Consider the following 16,594-nt stretch of genomic DNA (forward strand, 5'->3'; position numbering starts at 1 on the left):
GTGCCGGTGGGGGAGAGGCCGCGCGTGGTGTGCCTGTGCGGCAGCGTGCGTTTCCTGGCCGAGTTCGACGCGGCGTCCCTGTCGGAGACGCTGGCGGGGCGGATCGTCCTGGGTGTCGGCAGTCACCGGCAGCGGGACGAGGACGCCCTGGCGCACCTGAGCAGCGCCGAACGCGAGGCTGCCCTGGAGCGTCTGGGCGAGCTGCACCTGCGCAAGATCGACCTCGCGGACGAGGTGCTGGTCATCAACCCCGGCGGGTACGTGGGGGAGTCCACCCGCCGGGAGATCGCGTACGCCCGGCAGACCGGGAAAGCGGTGCGGAGTCTCGAACCTCTGATGGTGTAGGCGGTCAGGCGAGCAGGCTGACCGCCGGATGCCGCACGCCCGCCACGCGCAGGGTCAGGCGGTCGTCGGGCGTGGCAGTGGGGCGGGCGACCTCGCGCAGCACGTATGCCGGGTCGCCGCGCAGGTCCAGGGTGCGCAGGATGGCCGCGAGGTTCAGCAGGATCAGGCCCTCCGCCATGCCACTGCCCGCGCAGATGTGGGTACCCAGCCCGAACGGCGCGAAGGCCCCGGGGCGGCGGTGCTCCATCCGGCCCGGCGCGAAGCGCCCTGGGTCGAAGGTGCCTGCGTCCGGGAAGCACTCGTCCAGCCCGTGCGGGACGGTCGTGCCGACGATCACCTGCCGACCCTGCGGCACGCGGTACCCCGCGAACTCGAAGTCCTGCGTGACGGTGCGGGTCAGGGCGGGCGCGATGGGATGCAGGCGCAGGCACTCCAGCACGAAGCGGTGCAGGTGCGGCAGGCGGCCCAGGGCCTCCATGCTGGGCGGGCCGTCCCGGAACGCCTCGTCGGCCTCGGCGATCAGGGCGGGCACCAGTTCCGGGTGCCGCCCCACTCGGTACAGCACGAACGCCAGGGTGTTCGCGGCGGTGTCCATGCCCGCGATGAACGCCCCGATGGCCGCCATGCGCAGGTCCAGGTCCGACCAGAAGGCCGGGTCGGCCGCCTGCGCGGTCAGCAGGTCGTCGATCAGGTCCGGTTCGCGCCCTGCCTGTTCCGGGGTGGCGCGGCGGTGCTCGTCGATCAGCGTCTCCACCATCGCCAGCGAGCGGGCCCGCGCCCGGCGGAACCCGGGCAGCGTCTCGGTCAGGCGGGGCCGCTGCCCGGTCACGCGCACCATCAGGGTGGTCTGCACGAACGTCAGCAGGTCGTTCAGGTAGGGTCGGGCCGCGCCGTTCACCACCACGCGTGCCAGCTGCTCGGTGATCACCGCCTTGCAGAACGCCGCGACCGGCAGGTCATCCCCCGCCCGCAGCGGCGCCAGATCCTCCGCCACGACCGAGAGTGCCCGGCGCAGGTTCGCGCCCAGGTACGAGCGGGTGTACGTGCGGCCCTCCACCCGCCGGAACGCGCGGTGCTCCGGGCCGTCCACGCTGATCAGCGAGCGCTGCACGCCGAACGCCTGATCGTTCGGTCGCCACGCCTCCAGCGAGCGCAGCACCCGGCTGGATTCCTTCATGGCCCACACGTTCGCCTCGGGCCCGGCCAGCACGGTGAAGGTGCGGCCCAGGCCGGTCACGTTGAACACCGGGCCGTGCTCGCGGTACGCGCCGGTCAGGAAGGCGCGCAGCCGGTGCGGGAACAGCTGCGTGACGCTCCCGATCACGGGCGGGCCGGGCACGGTGGGAATGACGCGCGGGGAGGACGGCAGGGGCAGGGCGTCGGTCATGATTCACGGTACACTCCCGCACCGCCCACGAAAAAGCCCCGCCGGCCGTCGGGCGGGGCGGGGCTTTCAGGGGCTTGGGGGTTACGCCTGGCCGTACATCACGGCGCGTTTGACTTCCTCGATCAGCTGCGTGATCGGGATGTCGCGCGGGCAGGCTTCCGTGCAGTTGTAGGCGGTGCGGCAGCGCCACACGCCGGTGTTCTGGTTCATGATGCCCAGGCGCTGCTGCGTGGCCTCGTCGCGGGTGTCGAAGATGAAGCGGTGCGCCTGCACGATCGCGGCGGGGCCCAGGTACGAGCCGTTCACCCAGAAGATCGGGCAGGAGGTGGTGCAGCAGGCGCACAGGATGCAGTTGCTGGAGTGCGCCATGCGTTCGGCCTCTTCCTCGGACTGGATGCGCTCGGCGGCGGGGGCCGGGGACTCGTTGATGAAGTACGGCATGATCGCCTTGTACGAGTCGAAGAACGGCTCCATGTCGACGAGCAGGTCCTTCTCGACCTTCAGGCCGCGGATGGGTTCCACGGTGATGGTCCCGCCGCTCTTGGCGACGTCGCGGACCAGGGTCTTGCAGGCGAGGCGGTTGCGGCCGTTGATGAGCATGGCGTCGCTGCCGCAGATGCCGTGCATGCAGGAGCGGCGGAACGTCAGGCTGGGCTCGAGGTACCACTTGATGTGGTTGATGACGTCCAGCACGCGGTCCCCGGCCTGGGCTTCCACGTCGTACGTCGTCCAGTACGCCTTCTTGTCCTTTTCGGGGTCGAAGCGCAGGACTTTGACTTTCAGTTGCAGCATGGGCACGCTCGCGCTGACGGGCGCGCTGCTGGCTTGTGCATGGGTCTGGGTCATGGAGATTCCTTCCGCCGCGTCAGTACACGCGGGGTTTGGGTTCGAAGGCGCGCGTGAAGCCTTTCAGCGCCACGGGCTTGTACCCGATGATGACGTCGTCGGCCTTGTTCAGGTTCTTGTACGCCATGGTGTGCTTCAGCCACTCCGCGTCGTTGCGCTCGGTGAAGTCCTCGCGGTCGTGCGCGCCGCGCGACTCGGTGCGGTTCAGCGCACTGGCGGTCATGGCCTCGGCGCAGTCGAGCATGAAGCCCAGTTCCATCGCCTCGATCAGCTCGCTGTTGTAGCGGCGGCTCGGGTCGGAGACCGTCACGCCCTGGTAGCGGGCCTTGAGTTCCTTGATGATGTCGACCTGCGCGGCCATGTCCTTCCCGTTACGGAAGATGCCCACGTTGTTCATCATGGATTCCTGGAGTTCCTTGCGGATCGCGGCGGCGTTTTCCTTGCCGCTGCCGTTGCGCAGGCGCTCGAACAGGTCCACGCTCTCGCGCTGGGCGTCCTCGGTTTCGGGTATGTCGGGGTACTCGACCTGACGGGCGTACTTCGCGGCGGCGATCCCGGCGCGGCGGCCGAACACCACGAGGTCCCCGAGGCTGTTCGTGCCCAGGCGGTTGGCGCCGTGCAGCGACACGCAGGCCTGCTCGCCGGCCGCGTACAGCCCTTCCACGGTGCCGCCGGACCCGTCACTGAGGCACAGGCCGTCGAGGTTCGTGGGAATGCCGCCCATCGCGTAGTGCGCGGTCGGCTGGATCGGTACGAGGTCCTTGACGGGGTCCATGCCCAGGTACGTGCGGGCCAGGTCGGTGATCTCGGCCAGTTTGCCCTCGATCACTTCACGCGGCAGGTGCGTCAGGTCGATGTTGACGGCGTCCTTGTCGCGGCCCACGCCGCGGCCCTCGCGGATCTCGGTGATGATGCTGCGCGACACGATGTCACGCGGCGCGAGGTCCTTGATGGTCGGCGCGTAGCGTTCCATGAAGCGTTCGCCGCTGTCGTTGCGCAGGATGCCGCCCTCGCCGCGGATGCCTTCCGTGACCAGGATGCCCAGCTTCGCCAGACCGGTCGGGTGGAACTGGTAGAACTCCATGTCCTCCAGCGGCAGGCCCTTGCGGTAGTAGATGCTCATCAGGTCGCCCGTCAGGGTCAGGGCGTTCGAGGTGATCTTGAACACGCGCCCGTAGCCGCCCGCCGCGAGAATCACGGCCTTCGCGTGGAAGGTGTGCAGCTCGCCGGTCGAGAGCTCGTACGCCACGAGGCCCTGGCAGCGGCCGTCCTCGATCAGCAGGTCCGTGACGTGGAACTCGTTGAAGAACGTCGTCCCCGCCTTCACGTTCTGTTGGTAGAGGGTCTGCAGGATCATGTGACCCGTGCGGTCCTTGGCGTAGCAGGAGCGCTCGACGGCGGCCTTGCCGAAGTCACGGGTGTGCCCGCCGAATTTGCGCTGCGCGATCTTGCCTTCGGGCGTGCGCGAGAACGGCAGGCCCATGTGCTCGAGCTCGTACACGGCGTCGATGATGTCCTTGGCGAACACCTCGGCGGCGTCCTGGTCGGTCAGGTAGTCGCCGCCCTTGACGGTGTCGAACATGTGCCATTCCCAGTGGTCTTCCTGCACGTTCCCGAGCGCCGCGCCGATCCCGCCCTGCGCCGCGCCGGTGTGCGACCGCGTGGGGTACAGCTTGCTGATGCAGGCCACGCTCACGTTGCCTTTCGCGGCGTACAGCGCCGCCATCAGGCCCGCGCCGCCCGCACCCACCACCAGAACGTCATAACGATGATGCATAGTCAACTTCCTTTACCGGCTGCGCCGAATGGCGGTAGCCCAGAACAAGAACTCAGATGGAGAACAGGCCCACCGTGCCGAACGCGAACAGCAGCGCGATGACGGTGTAGAACACGCCTTTCACCCACGCGCGGTTCGGGCGGCTGCGCACGTAGTCCTCGATGGAGTACCGCGCGCCGTTCGCGCCGTGCAGCAGCGACAGGGCCAGGATCAGCCAGTCGTAGAACTTCCACGCGGGGTTCGCGAGCTTGTTCACGACCGCGTCGAAGGTCGCGTCGGACTCACTGACCTGGATGAACGTCATGTAGATGTGTCCCAGGATCAGGAACACCAGGATCAGGCCGCTGATCCGCATGAAGATCCACCAGTTCAGTTCGGCGTTGCTGTGCGCCTGCTGACGCGCGTCCGTGAAGGTCCGGGCACGGATCATCAGTACCCCCCCACCAGACGCGGGTACAGCGTCCACGCCGCGCCGATGAAGGACAGCACGCTGATGGCCAGCACGCCGTACCACATCTGCCGCTGGTACGCCACGCCGAAGCCCGTGAAGTCCATCACGATGATGCGCAGCCCGTTGAACGCGTGGTACACCACGCCCGCCGTCACGAACAGCAGCCCGATCCGGAACGGCCACAGGTCATAGGTCTCGTGAATCGCCATGTAGAAGCGCTCACCGAATATGAACGACCCGATGCTGAACACGTGCAGCATCAGGTAAGCCAGAATTGCCAGCCCCGACAGGCGGTGAAGCAGGAAGGCCCACTGCCCCTCTCTTCCTCGGTACATCCAAACCTCCTCGACGTCTCAGCCCCGTCTCGCCAACACACTAGGGCGAACGTTATGCCGTGTGGGTGACCATTCACACCACGCTTTCAGACAGCAGACAGGATACCACCCGAGCGGTAAGCCGCGCCCCCACCCGGCCCGACCGCCGGAACGCCCCGATGTCACCGCGTGGGGGGCACGCAGGCGCTACCCTGGGCCGCATGACCGGCCCGAAGAAAGAAACGTCCAAAGACCTCACCGTAGAGGCCGAGTTCCTCCGCAAGATGGTGCTGGGCATCCTCAGCACCCTGGAAGGCAAGGGCCTGCTGAGTTCCCAGGAGGTCGACGGCATCATCCGCGCCGCCCGTCAGGCCGCCACGCCCCCCGCCCCGAAACGCCTGGGCGGGCCCGCCGCGACGACCCAGTGGGTGCGGCCCGGGCAGGCGCACCAGCCGCTGGACCGCACGACGCCGGTGGCTATCCCCAACGTGCAGCGCAGCGCCCCGGCCGCCCCGGCGCCTGCAACCGAGCCGGATCAGAAACCCCCCGTGATCGACTTCGATCTGCAGTGAGGCCGGCGCCGGGACAGAGGGTCATCCCTGTCCCGGCCCTGACGGCTACTTCTTCTGTTCGGCCCGCCGGCGCAGTTCGCTGGCCAGGTCGCTGAAGTCCTGCGCGGTGGGCAGCACCTTCTTGGCGTCCCGCTTGGCTTCCTGAATGACCTGCACCTGGCCCTGACGGCTGTCGGGCAGGCCGTGGGTGCGGCGCTCGAAATAGTTCTGCGCGAGCCGGCCCAGCGCGAAGGTCCAGCCGTACACGGCGGGCGCGATGATCAGGCCGCCGATGACCGGCAGGGCCAGCTTGGCGAGCCCGCGCATGACCTGCCGCGCGGCGATGCCGTACGCGACGGTCACGCCGAGTTCCCGCGCGATCTCCATGGCCCGTTCGGGGCTGAGGTCGTAGCCGTAGATCTTGCCGATGTGCAGCACCATCTTGGCCTGCACCGGCGTGATGAGCAGGATGTCGGCGAAGGGAATGGGTTCGACACTGATCGCGCCGGCGAGCAGCGCCGCACTCTTGATCACGTCCTCGGTGTTCTCTTCACGGCTCAGGTGGGGGTCGACGTCGAAATTGAAGTTGTCGAGCACCTGTTTCACGAGCGGGGGCAGCATGATCCGGAGTGTACTGCGCCGCCTGCGCGCCGGGTGAGGCGGACGCTGGGTCCGGGTTTACCTTCTGCGCCGCACGGGGGCCGGCGGGCCGCCATAGAAAAAGAGCGCGCCCAGGGGGGGAGGTGGCGCGCCCGTTCGGAGGGAAGGATGAGGGTGTGTTGGTCACCACTCGCCTTTCATGGTAGGAGGTGAAACTTGCAGAATCCTGACATTCAGGTCAGCCCGGTCGGGGGCCTTCTGTCACGGCCGCCTCATCTGGCCCGGTGTTCCTTCAGGTTGCCGGAGCCTGACCTCTGGCCGCTCAGCGTTTCCAGCGCACGCCCTCCTTGGTGTCCTCAACGGTGACCCCCACCTTCGTGAGGGTGTCACGCAGTTCGTCGGCCTCGGCGTACTGCTTGTTCAGGCGGTAGTTCTGCCGGGCCTTCAGAACCAGGTCCATCAGGGCGCTGACGACCTGCGAGTCGTCGCTCTGCGCGGGGCCGCTGCCGCCCGCGAAGAGCCCCAGCACCTCGCCGCCCAGGTCACGGTAGGCGCGCTGGGCGGCCTCCAGCGTGCCGCGCGGCACCTCGCCGGTGTTCATCGCGGCGTTCAGGTCGGTGGTCAGCCCGAACAGCGCCGCGACGGCCTTGGGCGTGTTGAAGTCGTCGCGCAGGGCGTCCTCGAACGCCTGGACGTGCGCGGCGATCTTCGCGTCCAGTGCGGCGTTCTGCCCGGCGGGTGCTCCCTGGAGGCGGCGCTCGACCTCGTGCAGCGCCTCGGTCAGGCGGCGGTAGCCGCTGCGGGCGGCCTCGAAGGCCGCGTCGCTGAACTCGGTGATGGAGCGGTAGTGGCTGCCCACCAGCAGGAAGCGCACCACCATCGCGTCGTGCTGCGCCAGGACGTCCTGGATGGTCAGGAAGTTGCCCTTGCTCTTGCTCATCTTCTCGCCGCCGATGGTCAGCATGTTGTTGTGCATCCAGTAGCGCGCGAAGGCGTGCCCGGCGGCCTCGGCCTGCGCGATCTCGGCCTCGTGGTGCGGGAACTGCAGGTCCAGGCCGCCGCCGTGGATGTCGAAGCCCTCCCCGAGGTACTTCAGGCTCATCGCCGAGCACTCGATGTGCCAGCCGGGAAAGCCCACGCCCCAGGGCGACTCCCAGCGCATGATGTGGCCGGGCTCGGCGTTCTTCCACAGCGCGAAGTCACGCGGGTCACGTTTCTCCTCGCGCACCGCCTCGCGCACGCCTTCCTCCTGATCGTCCAGCTTGCGGCCCGACAGCTTGCCGTACTGCGGCCAGGAGCGCACGTCGAAGTACACGCTGCCCGCCGACTCGTAGGCGTGCCCGCGCGCGATGAGTTCCTCGATCAGCGCGATCTGCTCGCCGATGTGCCCGGTCGCGCGGGGGTTGATGCTGGGCTTGAGGACGTTCAGGGCCTCCATGTCCTTCACGAACGACCACATGTACTTGTCCGCGACCTCCATGGGTTCGAGCTGTTCCAGGCGGGCGCGGGCGAGCATCTTGTCCTCACCGTCGTCGGAGTCGTTCTGGAGGTGGCCCACGTCGGTGATGTTCGCCACGTACCGCACCTTGTACCCGAAGTGCGTGAACGCCCGGCGGATCACGTCGAACGCCACCTCCTTCTTCGCGTGACCCAGGTGCGCGTCGCTGTACACGGTCGGGCCGCACAGGTACATGCCCACCCGGCCCGGCGTGGTCGGCGTAAACGTCACCTTCTGGCGGGTCAGGGTGTCGTACAGGACAATGTTCGGATCGGGCAGGCGGGGTTCGGGACGCTGGGTCATGGGGTCTCCTCGTTCAGTTGGCAATAAAAAGACCGCGCCACATAGATCAGGGGCGCGGTCACGGACGCTGGGCTGCGCGTGGGCCGCTAGCGGAGGCAACACAGGGTCGTCATGCGCATCAATGTAGCAGAGAAGCCCCGCCCGGCAACGCGGCCGCCGGTTCCGGCGCCGGCACGTGGGGCCGGTGCAGCGCCGCGAGCAGCGCGTCCGTGAACGCCCGGATCACCGGCAGGTTCGCGCGGTGCGGCAGGGTCGCCAGCGCCAGCGGCCGCATCAGCCGCTCGGGCAGGGGCAGGGCCACCAGCCCCTCGGGCAGCGGTTCCAGCGCCAGGCGGGGCATCACGCTGACGCCCAGCCCGTGCGCGACCATGCCCAGGATCACGCTGTCCTCGCCGATCTCGGTCACGCGCCCCGGCTGCACGCCGCAGCGGCGCAGGTACCCCATCACCCGCAGGTTGCACGAATTCGGTCCCGGGGCCAGCAGCAGCGGCCCCTGGAGGTCCTCTGGCGTGACCGGGTGCGAGCCGCGCCGGGCGGGGGCTACGAAGAGGTACTCGTCCATGACGAGCGGGGTCAGGCGCAGGTCGGTCCAGTTCTCCTCGATCACGATGGCGGCGTCCGCCTGCCCGCGCCGCACGAGTTCCTGACCGCCGCCCTCCGTCTCGCCGTCCATCAGGCGGACAGTCACGCCCGGATGCTGCGCCCGGAACGCCGCCAGCGCGGGCGGCAGCAGGTGCGTGGCGGTCGAGCGGAAAGACGCCACCCGCAGTACGCCGCGCAGCTGCGTGTCCTCCTGCGCGGCCAGCAGCGCGTCGCCTGCCGCCTGCACCGCCGTGCGGGCGTGCGTCAGCATCCGCTCGCCCGCCGGAGTCGGGACCGTCCCGGTGCGCCCCCGGCGCAGCAGAGGCCGCCCCGCCAGCGCCTCCAGTTTGCTGATCGCCTCGCTGAGGGTCGACTGCGACACGCCCAGCTCCGCCGCCGCCTCGCTGAAGCCCCCGGCGTCCGCCACCGCCAGCAGGGCGCGCAGCTGCGCCAGCGACGGCAGGCCGACTGAGGTGGGGCGCACGGAGGTCATACCCCAGTGTAGGCCCCACCCATCCCACCAGGCATCGGGAAAACCGATGCAAGGGCGCAGCGGCAGCGTCCCCCCCGATGGTCAGGCCGCCCTGCACAGGCGCACGCTGGAGACATCACCGGCCACCCCCGGCCGCGCCCCCCACGAGGTCCCCCCATGACTGCCACCCTGCGCCCCACGGCCCGCTTCCCCCTCGCCCCCGACCTCCAGCCTGTCACCCGGCAGCCCGCTCCCGCCGCCCCCCAGCCCGACCTGCCCCTGTACAGCCTGGAAGTCATCGCCCCCAGCGGACAGGCCCCGCAGCTCGACGGCTGGACGGTGCAGAGCTGGCCCGTCGCCAGTCTCGGTGACCTCACCCTCCAGGCCCGCCCCCAGCACGCCGCCACCCCGGACGACCTGCGCGCCGCGCTGCGCGCCGCCGGCTACACCCCCCTGGGTCCCGTCCGCACCCACCGCTGACCCCCACCATCAGGGGAGGTCCGCATCGGTGAACGTCACGTCACGCCCGCCTTGACCACCTCATCACAACGCGGCAGGATACTGGGCGGCATGGACGGCGGCGCACTCCCCACCCCCCACCCGACCGGCGCACCCGCGACCGGCCCGGTGGCCACCATCACCGCGCGCTTCCTGCGGATGCTCAGCATCACCTTAGAGCAGCTCGACGCTGTCCGGGACGCGAACGAACGCGCCGAATTCGCCGGGCTCACCGCCCGCGCCGAACGCCTCGAAGCCGAGACCGACGCCCTGGAACGCGAACTGGAGGACCTGTGCCTCCAGGCCTTCGCCACCCCCCTGACCGAGGCCGACCTCGCGTTCCACCTGATGGTCTTCCGCAGCCTGACGAACCTCGAGCGTGTGGGCGACTACGCCTTCAACGTCGCCCGCGACCTGGAGACCTTCGCGCCCCGCACCCGCAGCGCCACCCTCCAGGACGCCCTGCCCCTCGTGCGACTCCTGACGCAGATGCTCGAACGGCTCTCGTACGCCTTCGCGGAACGCGACCTGCATGCTGCCCGCGAGGTCATGCGCCTGGACTTCGAACAGGTGGACGCCCTGTACGAACAGATGCAGCGCGCCAGCCTCACCCGCCTGCTCGAACGGCCCGAGGACACCGACGTCGCCCTGACCGCCGGCCGCATGGCCCGCAACCTCGAACGGCTCGGCGACCACCTCGTGAACGTCGCCGAACGCCTCGAACACATCATCCTGCGCGCCAGCTGACGCCATAGATAAGGGGAGCCCCGGTCATATGCGGCCGGGGCTCCTGCTGAACTGACCTGGGTCAGGCGACCGGCGCGACCCTGTCCGTGTGAATCGCGCGTTCCTCGCGCGTGCCGCCCTTCAGGAGCGGCATGACCAGTTCCCCGAAGCGGCGCGCTTCCTCCAGGTGCGGGTAGCCGCTGAAGATGAACGAGCTGAAGCCCATGTCCTCGTAGCGGCGGATCTTCGCGGCCACCTGCTGCGGATCGCCGACGATGGCGACGCCCACGCCGCTGCGGGCCATGCCGACGCCCGCCCACAGGCCGGGTTCGACCATCAGGTCCGCGTCCAGGCCCTTCATCATGTCGATCTGGCGTTTCTGGCCCACGCCGTCCACGTGCGCGTGACTCGCCACGAACGCCGCCCGCACGTCCGGGTCCACGCGGCTGATCAGCCGCTCGGCCGCCTCGCGGGCCTCGGCTTCCGTTTCGCGGACGATCACGTGCGTGCGCAGCCCGTAGCGCAGCGGGCGGCCCGTCTGCGCCTCCAACGCCCGCATCTGCGCCAGCCGCTCGGCAAGCATGTCCTCCCGCTCGCCCCACATCAGGTACACGTCCGCCAGATCCGCCGCGATTCCCTGCGCCACCGGGGACGCCCCGCCGAAGTACAGCGGAATCGGCTGCACGGGCGCCGGGTCCAGCACCGCGTTCTCGAAGGCGTACAGGTCGCTGCTGAACGACTGCGGCGGCGGCGCCGTCCACAGCTGCCGCAGGATCTGCATGAACTCCCGCGTGCGCTCGTACCGCTTGCCGTGATCCTCACGGTCGCCGTACATGGCGTTCTCGGCGGGGCTGCTGCCGGTCACGATGTTCACCCGCACCCGCCCCGGGAACAGGTTCTGCAGCGTCGCGAGCATCTTCGCGTACATCGCCGGGTGGAACATCCCGGGCCGCACCGCGATCAGCAGCGCCGGATCGGTCGGCGCGCTGCGCGCCAGGGCCGCCACCGCCGCCGTGTAGTTCTCGTGCTCACTGTGGTAGTTCGTGGCGGTCAGCAGCGCCTCGAAGCCCGCCTCGCCCGCCGTGCTGATCAGCGACTGCAGGTACGCCAGGGTCGGCTTACGCGGCGGTTTCTCCTTCGTGCCGATGAACTCGCCGTCACGCGACAGATGAAGAAACCACAGAAATTCGGACTGGGAAGGATTGGTCATAGGTCACCTGAAGGGGAGGGCAGTGGGGAAGGTTCCATCAACCATGAACCATCAACCGTCTACGCCTTGACGCCGCCTGCGGTGAGGCCCGCGACGAAGCGGCGCTGGAAGATGGCGATCAAGAGCACGAGGGGCACGGTGGCGACGACGACGGCGGCGGCGATCAGCGGCCAGGGGAACGCGAATTCGCCCTGGTAGAGGGTCACGCCGACGGATACGGTGCGCATGGAGAGTTTGGTGTTGAAGCTCAGGGCGAGCAGGAATTCATTCCAGGAGTTCACGAACACCAGCAGCGCGGCCGTGACGACGCCGGGCGTCGAGAGCGGCAGGACGACGCGGGTGAGCGCGCCGACGCGGGTGGTGCCGTCCACCATGGCGGCTGCCTCGAGGTCGCGGGGGATGGCGCTGAAGAACGCCACGAGCGTCAGGATGCCGATGGGGAGGCTCAGGGCGGCGTAGGGGAGGATTAGCGCGGGGTAGGTGTTCAGCAGGTTCGCGCCGCGCATCAGGCGGAACATGGGCACGAGCAGGCTGACGACCGGGAGCATGCTGAACGTGACCACGGCGGTCATGAGCAGCCCGCGTCCGCGCAGGTTCAATCGGGCCAGGGCGTATGCGGCGGGCACGGCGGCGGCGATGCACAGCACGGTGCTCAGGAGGCTGACGGTCAGGGAGTTCAGGAAGAACTGCGCGAACGGCTGCTCGCTGAACACCCGGGCGTAGTTGCTGAAGTCCAGCTTCGACGGGAGGTACTGCACCGGGAACTTCTGGAGTTCCCCCTCGGATTTCAGGCTGGTGAGCACCATCCAGATGAACGGGAAGAACCCGCCGACGATCAGCGCGGCCAGCGCGGCGTACCGCCCGGCGCGTTGCGCGGGCGTAAGGCGCTGGGGGCTGGTGTCGCCGCTCACGAGTTGCCTCCGTCCCGCACGAAGCGGACGTACACGGCGGTCACGGCCAGACTCAGGGCGAACAGCGCCACGCTGAGCGCGGCGGCGTACCCGAAGTCCAGGAACTCGATGCCCGTGCGGTAGATCTACACGCCGAGCGTCTCCAGCAGCCCCTGCGCGGGTGCCTGCTGGATGAACGTGTAGGGAATGTCGAAGACCTGCACGGCGCTGATGGTGCGGAAGATGAACGCCACGGCGAGGCTGGGGGCCAGCAGCGGCAGGATCACCCGGAAGAACGTCTGGGTGGGGGTCGCGCCGTCCACCTGCGCCGCCTCGATCATCTCCTTCGGGATGCCCTGCAGGCCGCCCAGGACGATCAGCGCGACGAAGGAACTCGTCTTCCAGACGATGGTGAGGACCATCGCCAGGACGCTCAGGCCGGGCGTGCTGAGCCAGCGCAGCGGCTCCTGAATGAAGCCCGCGCGCACCAGCAGGTCGTTGAACACGCCGTACTGCGCGTTGAACAGCCACGCGAAGATCAGGCCCGTGATGACCGGCGGCATCGCCCACGGCAGCAGCAGGGCCACGCGGGCCACGTCCCGCGCGCGGCTGGGCAGATGCGCGGCCAGCGCCATGGGCACGCCCACCAGGAACGACCCGCCGACCGTCAGCACGCCGAAGAACAGCGTGTTGCGCAGCGCCGCGCCGAAGCGGGCGTCGCCGAGCATCTGCGCGTACTGCTTGAGGCCCACGAAGCCCTGAAGCCACGGTTCGGTCAGCTTGTTCAGGTACAGGCTGTCGCGGAAGGTGGTCAGCATCGGGAACAGCAGCACGCCCAGCAGCAGCGCCGCCGCCGGGAGCAGCAGGAAGAAGGCCAGCAGGCCCTCGCCGGGTTCACGGCGAACCCGGCGGGAAGGGGAATTCAGGGGTGGGGTCACTTCAGCAGGGGTTCCAGGTCACGCTTCATGTCGTTCAGGGCGGCGTCCACGCTCTTGCTGCCCGCGACGGCGGCCGAGACGTTGTTGCGGATGATCTCGCTGACGCGCGGGTAGGCGGACGTGACGGGACGCGGGCGGGCCTTGGTGACGATGGGGTACAGCGCCTTGAAGTGCGGGTTGGCGGTCAGCACGGCCTTGTCGTTGTAGAGGCTCTTGCGCACGGGCAGGTAGGCGCCCTTGACGGCCATTTCCTTCTGCACGTCACTGCTGGCCATGAACTGCAGGAGTTTCACGGCCGTGGCCTTGTTGCGGCTGTAGGCGTTCAGGCCCCATTCCCAGCCGCCGGTGCAGGTGGCGGTGGCGTTCTTCCCGAAGGCCGGGAGCGCGGCGACGCCCACGTCGCCCTTGACCCTGGTGGGCTGGGGGCTGTTGCCCTGGAAGTGCGCCCAGGCGTAACTCCAGTTCAGGCCGAACAGGACGTTCCCGGCCTGGAACTGCTGGCGGGAGTCGTCGGTCTTCATCTCGGCGCTGGCGGCGGGGGCCAGCTTGGTCTTCACGGCGTTCACGAGGAAGCCCAGGCCCTGCTTGGCGGCGGGGCCCGTGACGTCGCCCACGCTGCCGCCGCCGGTCCAGGTCATCTCCAGGAAGTTGCACACGGTGCCCTCGATGGGCGCGCCCTGGAAGTTGAAGCCCTGGAGGGTGCCGCCCTCGGCTTTCTGGATGCGCGCGGCGGTCGCGGCGAGTTCATCCCAGGTCTTGGGGACCTTGGCCTTGTACTTCTCGAGCAGGTCCTTGCGGTAGTACAGGAACTGCGCGTCGGTGAAGGCGGGCATGGCGTACAGCTTGCCGCCCACGCTGGCGGCGGCGACCGGGCCGGGCAGGAAGGCTTTCAGGTACGTGTCCTTGCTGGGCAGGTACGCGTCGAGCGGTTCGGCCCAGCCGGCGGCGGCGAAGGTGGCGGTGCGGACCACGTCGATCAGGAAGAGGTCGAGGGTGTTGTCCTTGGCGGCCAGCACGGTGGTGAGGTACTGGTTCTGCGCTTCGCTGGTGGCGCCGCCGGTCTCGATCTTGATCCTGACGTTGGGGTTCTGTTTCTCGAAGCGGTCGAAGATGGGCTGGAAGATCTCGGGGCGCTGCTGGCTGCCCATGAAGACGGTCAGGGTGGTGGCGGCGTGGGCGCTGCCGAGCGCGGCGAGGGCCAGGGTGGCGGTCAGGGTGAGTCGGGTACGCATGGGAACCTCCGGAAAAAGTGGACTTGTTTTATCAACTAATGCACCGCTGTTCCAGTCGCCACCGGCGACGCTGTACAGACCACGGACTGAAGACCCCACCAGCATGGCACGCCCGCTCCCGGTGCGCCAATTGGCTTACCGCTGCGCCAGAGGGGCGCCGTACACTCCGGAACGTGACCACAACCGAGATGCCCCGCTGGCGCACCGACGACCTGTACGCCAGCCTGAACGACCCGCAGCTGGAGCGCGACCTGAGCACCCTGGGCCAGGACGTGCAGGCCCTGGAGGCCCTGTTCGACGCCCACGCCGTGCGCGTCGGATCGCCCGTCACCCCAGGCGCGGTGGACGCGGTGATGGGCGACCTGAACGCCGTCCTGACACGCCTGGGCCGCCTGCGCGCCTACGTGTACGCCTTCGTGACCACCGACAGCCGCGACGAGGCGGCGCAGGCCCGCATGGCCGCCCTGACCACCCTGAGCCTCCCGCTGGGGCCGCTGGGTTCGCGCCTGACCGCTTGGCTGGGCGGCCTGGACGACGCGGCCCTGACCGACCTGCTGGACCAGAGTGCCGCCGCCCGCGCGCACGAACATCGCCTGCGCCGCGCAGCGCAGCTCGCCCGCTACCAGATGACCCCCCCGAGGAGGATCTCGCCGCCCGGCTGCACCCCGCCAGCGGCGGCGGCTGGAGCAAGCTGCACGGCAACGTGTCCAGCACCCTGTCGGGCGAGTACCGCGGCCAGTCCCTGCCCGTGACCGCCCTGCGCGCCCTGGCCAGTGACCCCGACGCAGGCGTGCGCGAGGACGCCTTCCACGCCGAGATCGCCGCCTGGAAGACCCAGGAGACCGTGTTCGCCGCCTGCATGAACGGCGTGAAAGGGGAGGAGGGCACGCTGGCTGCCCGGCGCGGCTTCACGGACGTCGTCGCGCCCAGCCTCCTGAGCAACGGCATCGACCGCGAGACGCTGGACGCCATGCAGGCCGCCGTGATCCGCGCCCTGCCCGACTTCCGCCGCTACTTCCGCGCCAAGGCCCACCACCTCGGCAAGGCTCAGCTGGACTGGTGGGACCTGTTCGCCCCGGTGGGAAGAAGCGACACCCACTGGGACTACGCCGCTGGCGAGGCGTTCGTGGAACGCCAGTTCCGCGCGTACAGCCTCGCGCTGGGGGACTTCGCCGCCCGCGCCTTCGGTGAGCGCTGGATCGACGCGGGCCCCCGCGACGGCAAACGCAGCGGCGCGTTCTGCATGAAGTGGCAGGGCGCCGACAGCCGCATCCTGATGAACCACGACCCCAGCCTCGACTCGGTCAGCACCCTGGCGCACGAACTGGGGCACGCGTACCACAACGTGCAGCTCGGCGGCCTGGACCCCCTCCAGCAGGAGACGCCCATGACCCTCGCCGAGACCGCCAGCATCTTCTGCGAGACGATCATCCAGAACGCCGCGCTGGCCACCGCGCAGGGCGCCGAGCGCCTGTACGTCCTGGAAACGCAGCTCATGGGTCACGCGCAGGTCGTCGTGGACATCCACAGCCGCTTCCTGTTCGAGAAGGCCGTGTTCGAACGCCGCGCCGCCGGCGACCTGAACCCCAGTGACTTCAACGCTCTGATGGTGCAGGCGCAGCGCGACACGTACGGCGACGCCCTGAACACCCCCCACCCCTACATGTGGGCGGTCAAGCCGCACTACTACGGCCGCTCCTTCTACAACTACCCGTACACCTTCGGGCTGCTGTTCGGCCTGGGCCTCTACGCGCAGTACGAGCAGGCGCGCGCCCAGGGGCAGGAGGCGGACTTCCAGGCCCGCTACGACGCCCTGCTGGCCGCCACCGGGCAGGCCACGCCGCTGGCCCTCGCCGCGCGCTTCGGCATCGACCTGCACGCCCCGGACTTCTGGGAGGGCAGCCTGAACGTCATCCGCCGCCAGATCGACGCCTACGAGGCCACCACGCAGGCGTAAGGAGGGCAGAAGTGGGG

Annotated in this window: 18 protein-coding genes; 6 read left to right on the forward strand and 12 right to left on the reverse strand. The window is 69.2% G+C overall.

The window, feature by feature from the left end; genetic code table 11:
- The gene (locus AUC44_RS05805) at positions 1 to 345 is read left to right on the forward strand and encodes a hypothetical protein (protein WP_197408585.1); all 345 of its coding nucleotides are present in this window, start codon (positions 1 to 3) and stop codon (positions 343 to 345) included.
- A gap of 4 nt (positions 346 to 349) precedes the next feature.
- On the opposite strand, the gene AUC44_RS05810 is transcribed toward AUC44_RS05805, so the two are convergent.
- The 5 genes from AUC44_RS05810 to sdhC all read right to left on the reverse strand — a co-directional run bounded on the left by AUC44_RS05810 (position 350) and on the right by sdhC (position 5,141).
- Positions 350 to 1,732, reverse strand: a complete 1,383-nt coding sequence (locus AUC44_RS05810; RefSeq protein ID WP_062157794.1) for a cytochrome P450 — start codon at positions 1,730 to 1,732, stop codon at positions 350 to 352.
- A gap of 81 nt (positions 1,733 to 1,813) precedes the next feature.
- On the reverse strand, positions 1,814 to 2,578 hold the full coding sequence (locus AUC44_RS05815) for a succinate dehydrogenase iron-sulfur subunit (RefSeq protein WP_046844580.1): 765 nt from the start codon (positions 2,576 to 2,578) through the stop codon (positions 1,814 to 1,816).
- 19 nt (positions 2,579 to 2,597) lie between these two features.
- The gene (gene sdhA, locus AUC44_RS05820) at positions 2,598 to 4,355 is read right to left on the reverse strand and encodes a succinate dehydrogenase flavoprotein subunit (RefSeq protein ID WP_062157795.1); all 1,758 of its coding nucleotides are present in this window, start codon (positions 4,353 to 4,355) and stop codon (positions 2,598 to 2,600) included.
- A 52-nt stretch (positions 4,356 to 4,407) separates the two neighbouring features.
- Complete coding sequence (locus AUC44_RS05825) at positions 4,408 to 4,785, reverse strand: succinate dehydrogenase hydrophobic membrane anchor subunit (protein WP_062157796.1); 378 nt, start codon at positions 4,783 to 4,785, stop codon at positions 4,408 to 4,410.
- Positions 4,785 to 5,141, reverse strand: coding sequence for a succinate dehydrogenase, cytochrome b556 subunit (sdhC, locus tag AUC44_RS05830; protein WP_062157797.1), 357 nt, complete (start codon positions 5,139 to 5,141; stop codon positions 4,785 to 4,787). The genes AUC44_RS05825 and sdhC overlap by 1 nt, the downstream gene beginning before the upstream one ends.
- A gap of 200 nt (positions 5,142 to 5,341) precedes the next feature.
- On the opposite strand from sdhC, the gene AUC44_RS05835 reads away from it, so the two are divergent.
- Entirely contained in the window at positions 5,342 to 5,692 is a 351-nt protein-coding gene (locus AUC44_RS05835) for a hypothetical protein (RefSeq protein ID WP_062157798.1), read from the forward strand.
- A gap of 45 nt (positions 5,693 to 5,737) precedes the next feature.
- Here the strand turns inward: AUC44_RS05835 and AUC44_RS05840 are convergent, their stop codons facing one another.
- The 3 genes from AUC44_RS05840 to AUC44_RS05850 form a co-directional block, all read right to left on the reverse strand.
- A complete protein-coding gene (locus AUC44_RS05840; protein ID WP_062157799.1) occupies positions 5,738 to 6,292 on the reverse strand; it encodes a YcjF family protein in 555 nt (184 codons plus the stop codon).
- A gap of 301 nt (positions 6,293 to 6,593) precedes the next feature.
- Positions 6,594 to 8,072 carry a cysteine--tRNA ligase gene (gene cysS / locus AUC44_RS05845; protein ID WP_062157800.1) on the reverse strand — a complete coding sequence of 493 codons (1,479 nt, stop codon included), beginning with the start codon at positions 8,070 to 8,072 and terminating at the stop codon, positions 6,594 to 6,596.
- A 118-nt stretch (positions 8,073 to 8,190) separates the two neighbouring features.
- Positions 8,191 to 9,147, reverse strand: coding sequence for a LysR family transcriptional regulator (locus AUC44_RS05850; RefSeq protein ID WP_062157801.1), 957 nt, complete (start codon positions 9,145 to 9,147; stop codon positions 8,191 to 8,193).
- Positions 9,148 to 9,303: 156 nt separating this feature from the next.
- Here AUC44_RS05850 and AUC44_RS05855 point away from each other — a divergent pair, with 156 nt between their 5' ends.
- Together AUC44_RS05855 and AUC44_RS05860 are read left to right on the forward strand one after the other, a co-directional pair.
- On the forward strand, positions 9,304 to 9,606 hold the full coding sequence (locus AUC44_RS05855; RefSeq protein WP_062157802.1) for a hypothetical protein: 303 nt from the start codon (positions 9,304 to 9,306) through the stop codon (positions 9,604 to 9,606).
- A 177-nt stretch (positions 9,607 to 9,783) separates the two neighbouring features.
- Positions 9,784 to 10,371, forward strand: a complete 588-nt coding sequence (locus AUC44_RS05860) for a phosphate signaling complex PhoU family protein (RefSeq protein ID WP_062159709.1) — start codon at positions 9,784 to 9,786, stop codon at positions 10,369 to 10,371.
- A gap of 61 nt (positions 10,372 to 10,432) precedes the next feature.
- On the opposite strand, the gene AUC44_RS05865 is transcribed toward AUC44_RS05860, so the two are convergent.
- The 4 genes from AUC44_RS05865 to AUC44_RS05880 all read right to left on the reverse strand — a co-directional run bounded on the left by AUC44_RS05865 (position 10,433) and on the right by AUC44_RS05880 (position 14,620).
- Entirely contained in the window at positions 10,433 to 11,560 is a 1,128-nt protein-coding gene (locus AUC44_RS05865) for an LLM class flavin-dependent oxidoreductase (protein WP_062157803.1), read from the reverse strand.
- A gap of 59 nt (positions 11,561 to 11,619) precedes the next feature.
- Positions 11,620 to 12,471 (reverse strand): carbohydrate ABC transporter permease, encoded by an 852-nt coding sequence (locus AUC44_RS05870; RefSeq protein WP_062157804.1) that lies wholly within the window; start codon positions 12,469 to 12,471, stop codon positions 11,620 to 11,622.
- A 125-nt stretch (positions 12,472 to 12,596) separates the two neighbouring features.
- Entirely contained in the window at positions 12,597 to 13,388 is a 792-nt protein-coding gene (locus tag AUC44_RS05875) for a carbohydrate ABC transporter permease (RefSeq protein ID WP_231724546.1), read from the reverse strand.
- A complete protein-coding gene (locus AUC44_RS05880; RefSeq protein WP_062157805.1) occupies positions 13,385 to 14,620 on the reverse strand; it encodes an ABC transporter substrate-binding protein in 1,236 nt (411 codons plus the stop codon). The genes AUC44_RS05875 and AUC44_RS05880 overlap by 4 nt, the downstream gene beginning before the upstream one ends.
- Before the next feature lie 173 nt (positions 14,621 to 14,793).
- On the opposite strand from AUC44_RS05880, the gene AUC44_RS17270 reads away from it, so the two are divergent.
- Positions 14,794 to 15,372 (forward strand): hypothetical protein, encoded by a 579-nt coding sequence (locus tag AUC44_RS17270; protein WP_335338684.1) that lies wholly within the window; start codon positions 14,794 to 14,796, stop codon positions 15,370 to 15,372.
- Positions 15,324 to 16,577 (forward strand): M3 family metallopeptidase, encoded by a 1,254-nt coding sequence (locus AUC44_RS05885; RefSeq protein WP_335338685.1) that lies wholly within the window; start codon positions 15,324 to 15,326, stop codon positions 16,575 to 16,577. The genes AUC44_RS17270 and AUC44_RS05885 overlap by 49 nt, the downstream gene beginning before the upstream one ends.
- The last annotated feature ends 17 nt before the right edge of the window (positions 16,578 to 16,594 follow it).

Source organism: Deinococcus actinosclerus (assembly GCF_001507665.1).
Classification (GTDB): Bacteria; Deinococcota; Deinococci; order Deinococcales; family Deinococcaceae; genus Deinococcus; species Deinococcus actinosclerus.

Excerpts from the sequence above, each read along its gene's own strand:
- AUC44_RS05810 (WP_062157794.1), bottom strand. The coding sequence starts at position 1,732 with ATGACCGACGCCCTGCCCCTGCCGTCCTCCCCGCGCGTCATTCCCACC.
- AUC44_RS05815 (WP_046844580.1), bottom strand. The coding sequence starts at position 2,578 with ATGACCCAGACCCATGCACAAGCCAGCAGCGCGCCCGTCAGCGCGAGC.
- sdhA (WP_062157795.1), bottom strand. The coding sequence starts at position 4,355 with ATGCATCATCGTTATGACGTTCTGGTGGTGGGTGCGGGCGGCGCGGGC.
- AUC44_RS05825 (WP_062157796.1), bottom strand. The coding sequence starts at position 4,785 with ATGATCCGTGCCCGGACCTTCACGGACGCGCGTCAGCAGGCGCACAGC.
- sdhC (WP_062157797.1), bottom strand. The coding sequence starts at position 5,141 with ATGTACCGAGGAAGAGAGGGGCAGTGGGCCTTCCTGCTTCACCGCCTG.
- AUC44_RS05835 (WP_062157798.1), top strand. The coding sequence starts at position 5,342 with ATGACCGGCCCGAAGAAAGAAACGTCCAAAGACCTCACCGTAGAGGCC.
- AUC44_RS05840 (WP_062157799.1), bottom strand. The coding sequence starts at position 6,292 with ATGCTGCCCCCGCTCGTGAAACAGGTGCTCGACAACTTCAATTTCGAC.
- cysS (WP_062157800.1), bottom strand. The coding sequence starts at position 8,072 with ATGACCCAGCGTCCCGAACCCCGCCTGCCCGATCCGAACATTGTCCTG.
- AUC44_RS05850 (WP_062157801.1), bottom strand. The coding sequence starts at position 9,147 with ATGACCTCCGTGCGCCCCACCTCAGTCGGCCTGCCGTCGCTGGCGCAG.
- AUC44_RS05855 (WP_062157802.1), top strand. The coding sequence starts at position 9,304 with ATGACTGCCACCCTGCGCCCCACGGCCCGCTTCCCCCTCGCCCCCGAC.
- AUC44_RS05860 (WP_062159709.1), top strand. The coding sequence starts at position 9,784 with ATGCTCAGCATCACCTTAGAGCAGCTCGACGCTGTCCGGGACGCGAAC.
- AUC44_RS05865 (WP_062157803.1), bottom strand. The coding sequence starts at position 11,560 with ATGACCAATCCTTCCCAGTCCGAATTTCTGTGGTTTCTTCATCTGTCG.
- AUC44_RS05880 (WP_062157805.1), bottom strand. The coding sequence starts at position 14,620 with ATGCGTACCCGACTCACCCTGACCGCCACCCTGGCCCTCGCCGCGCTC.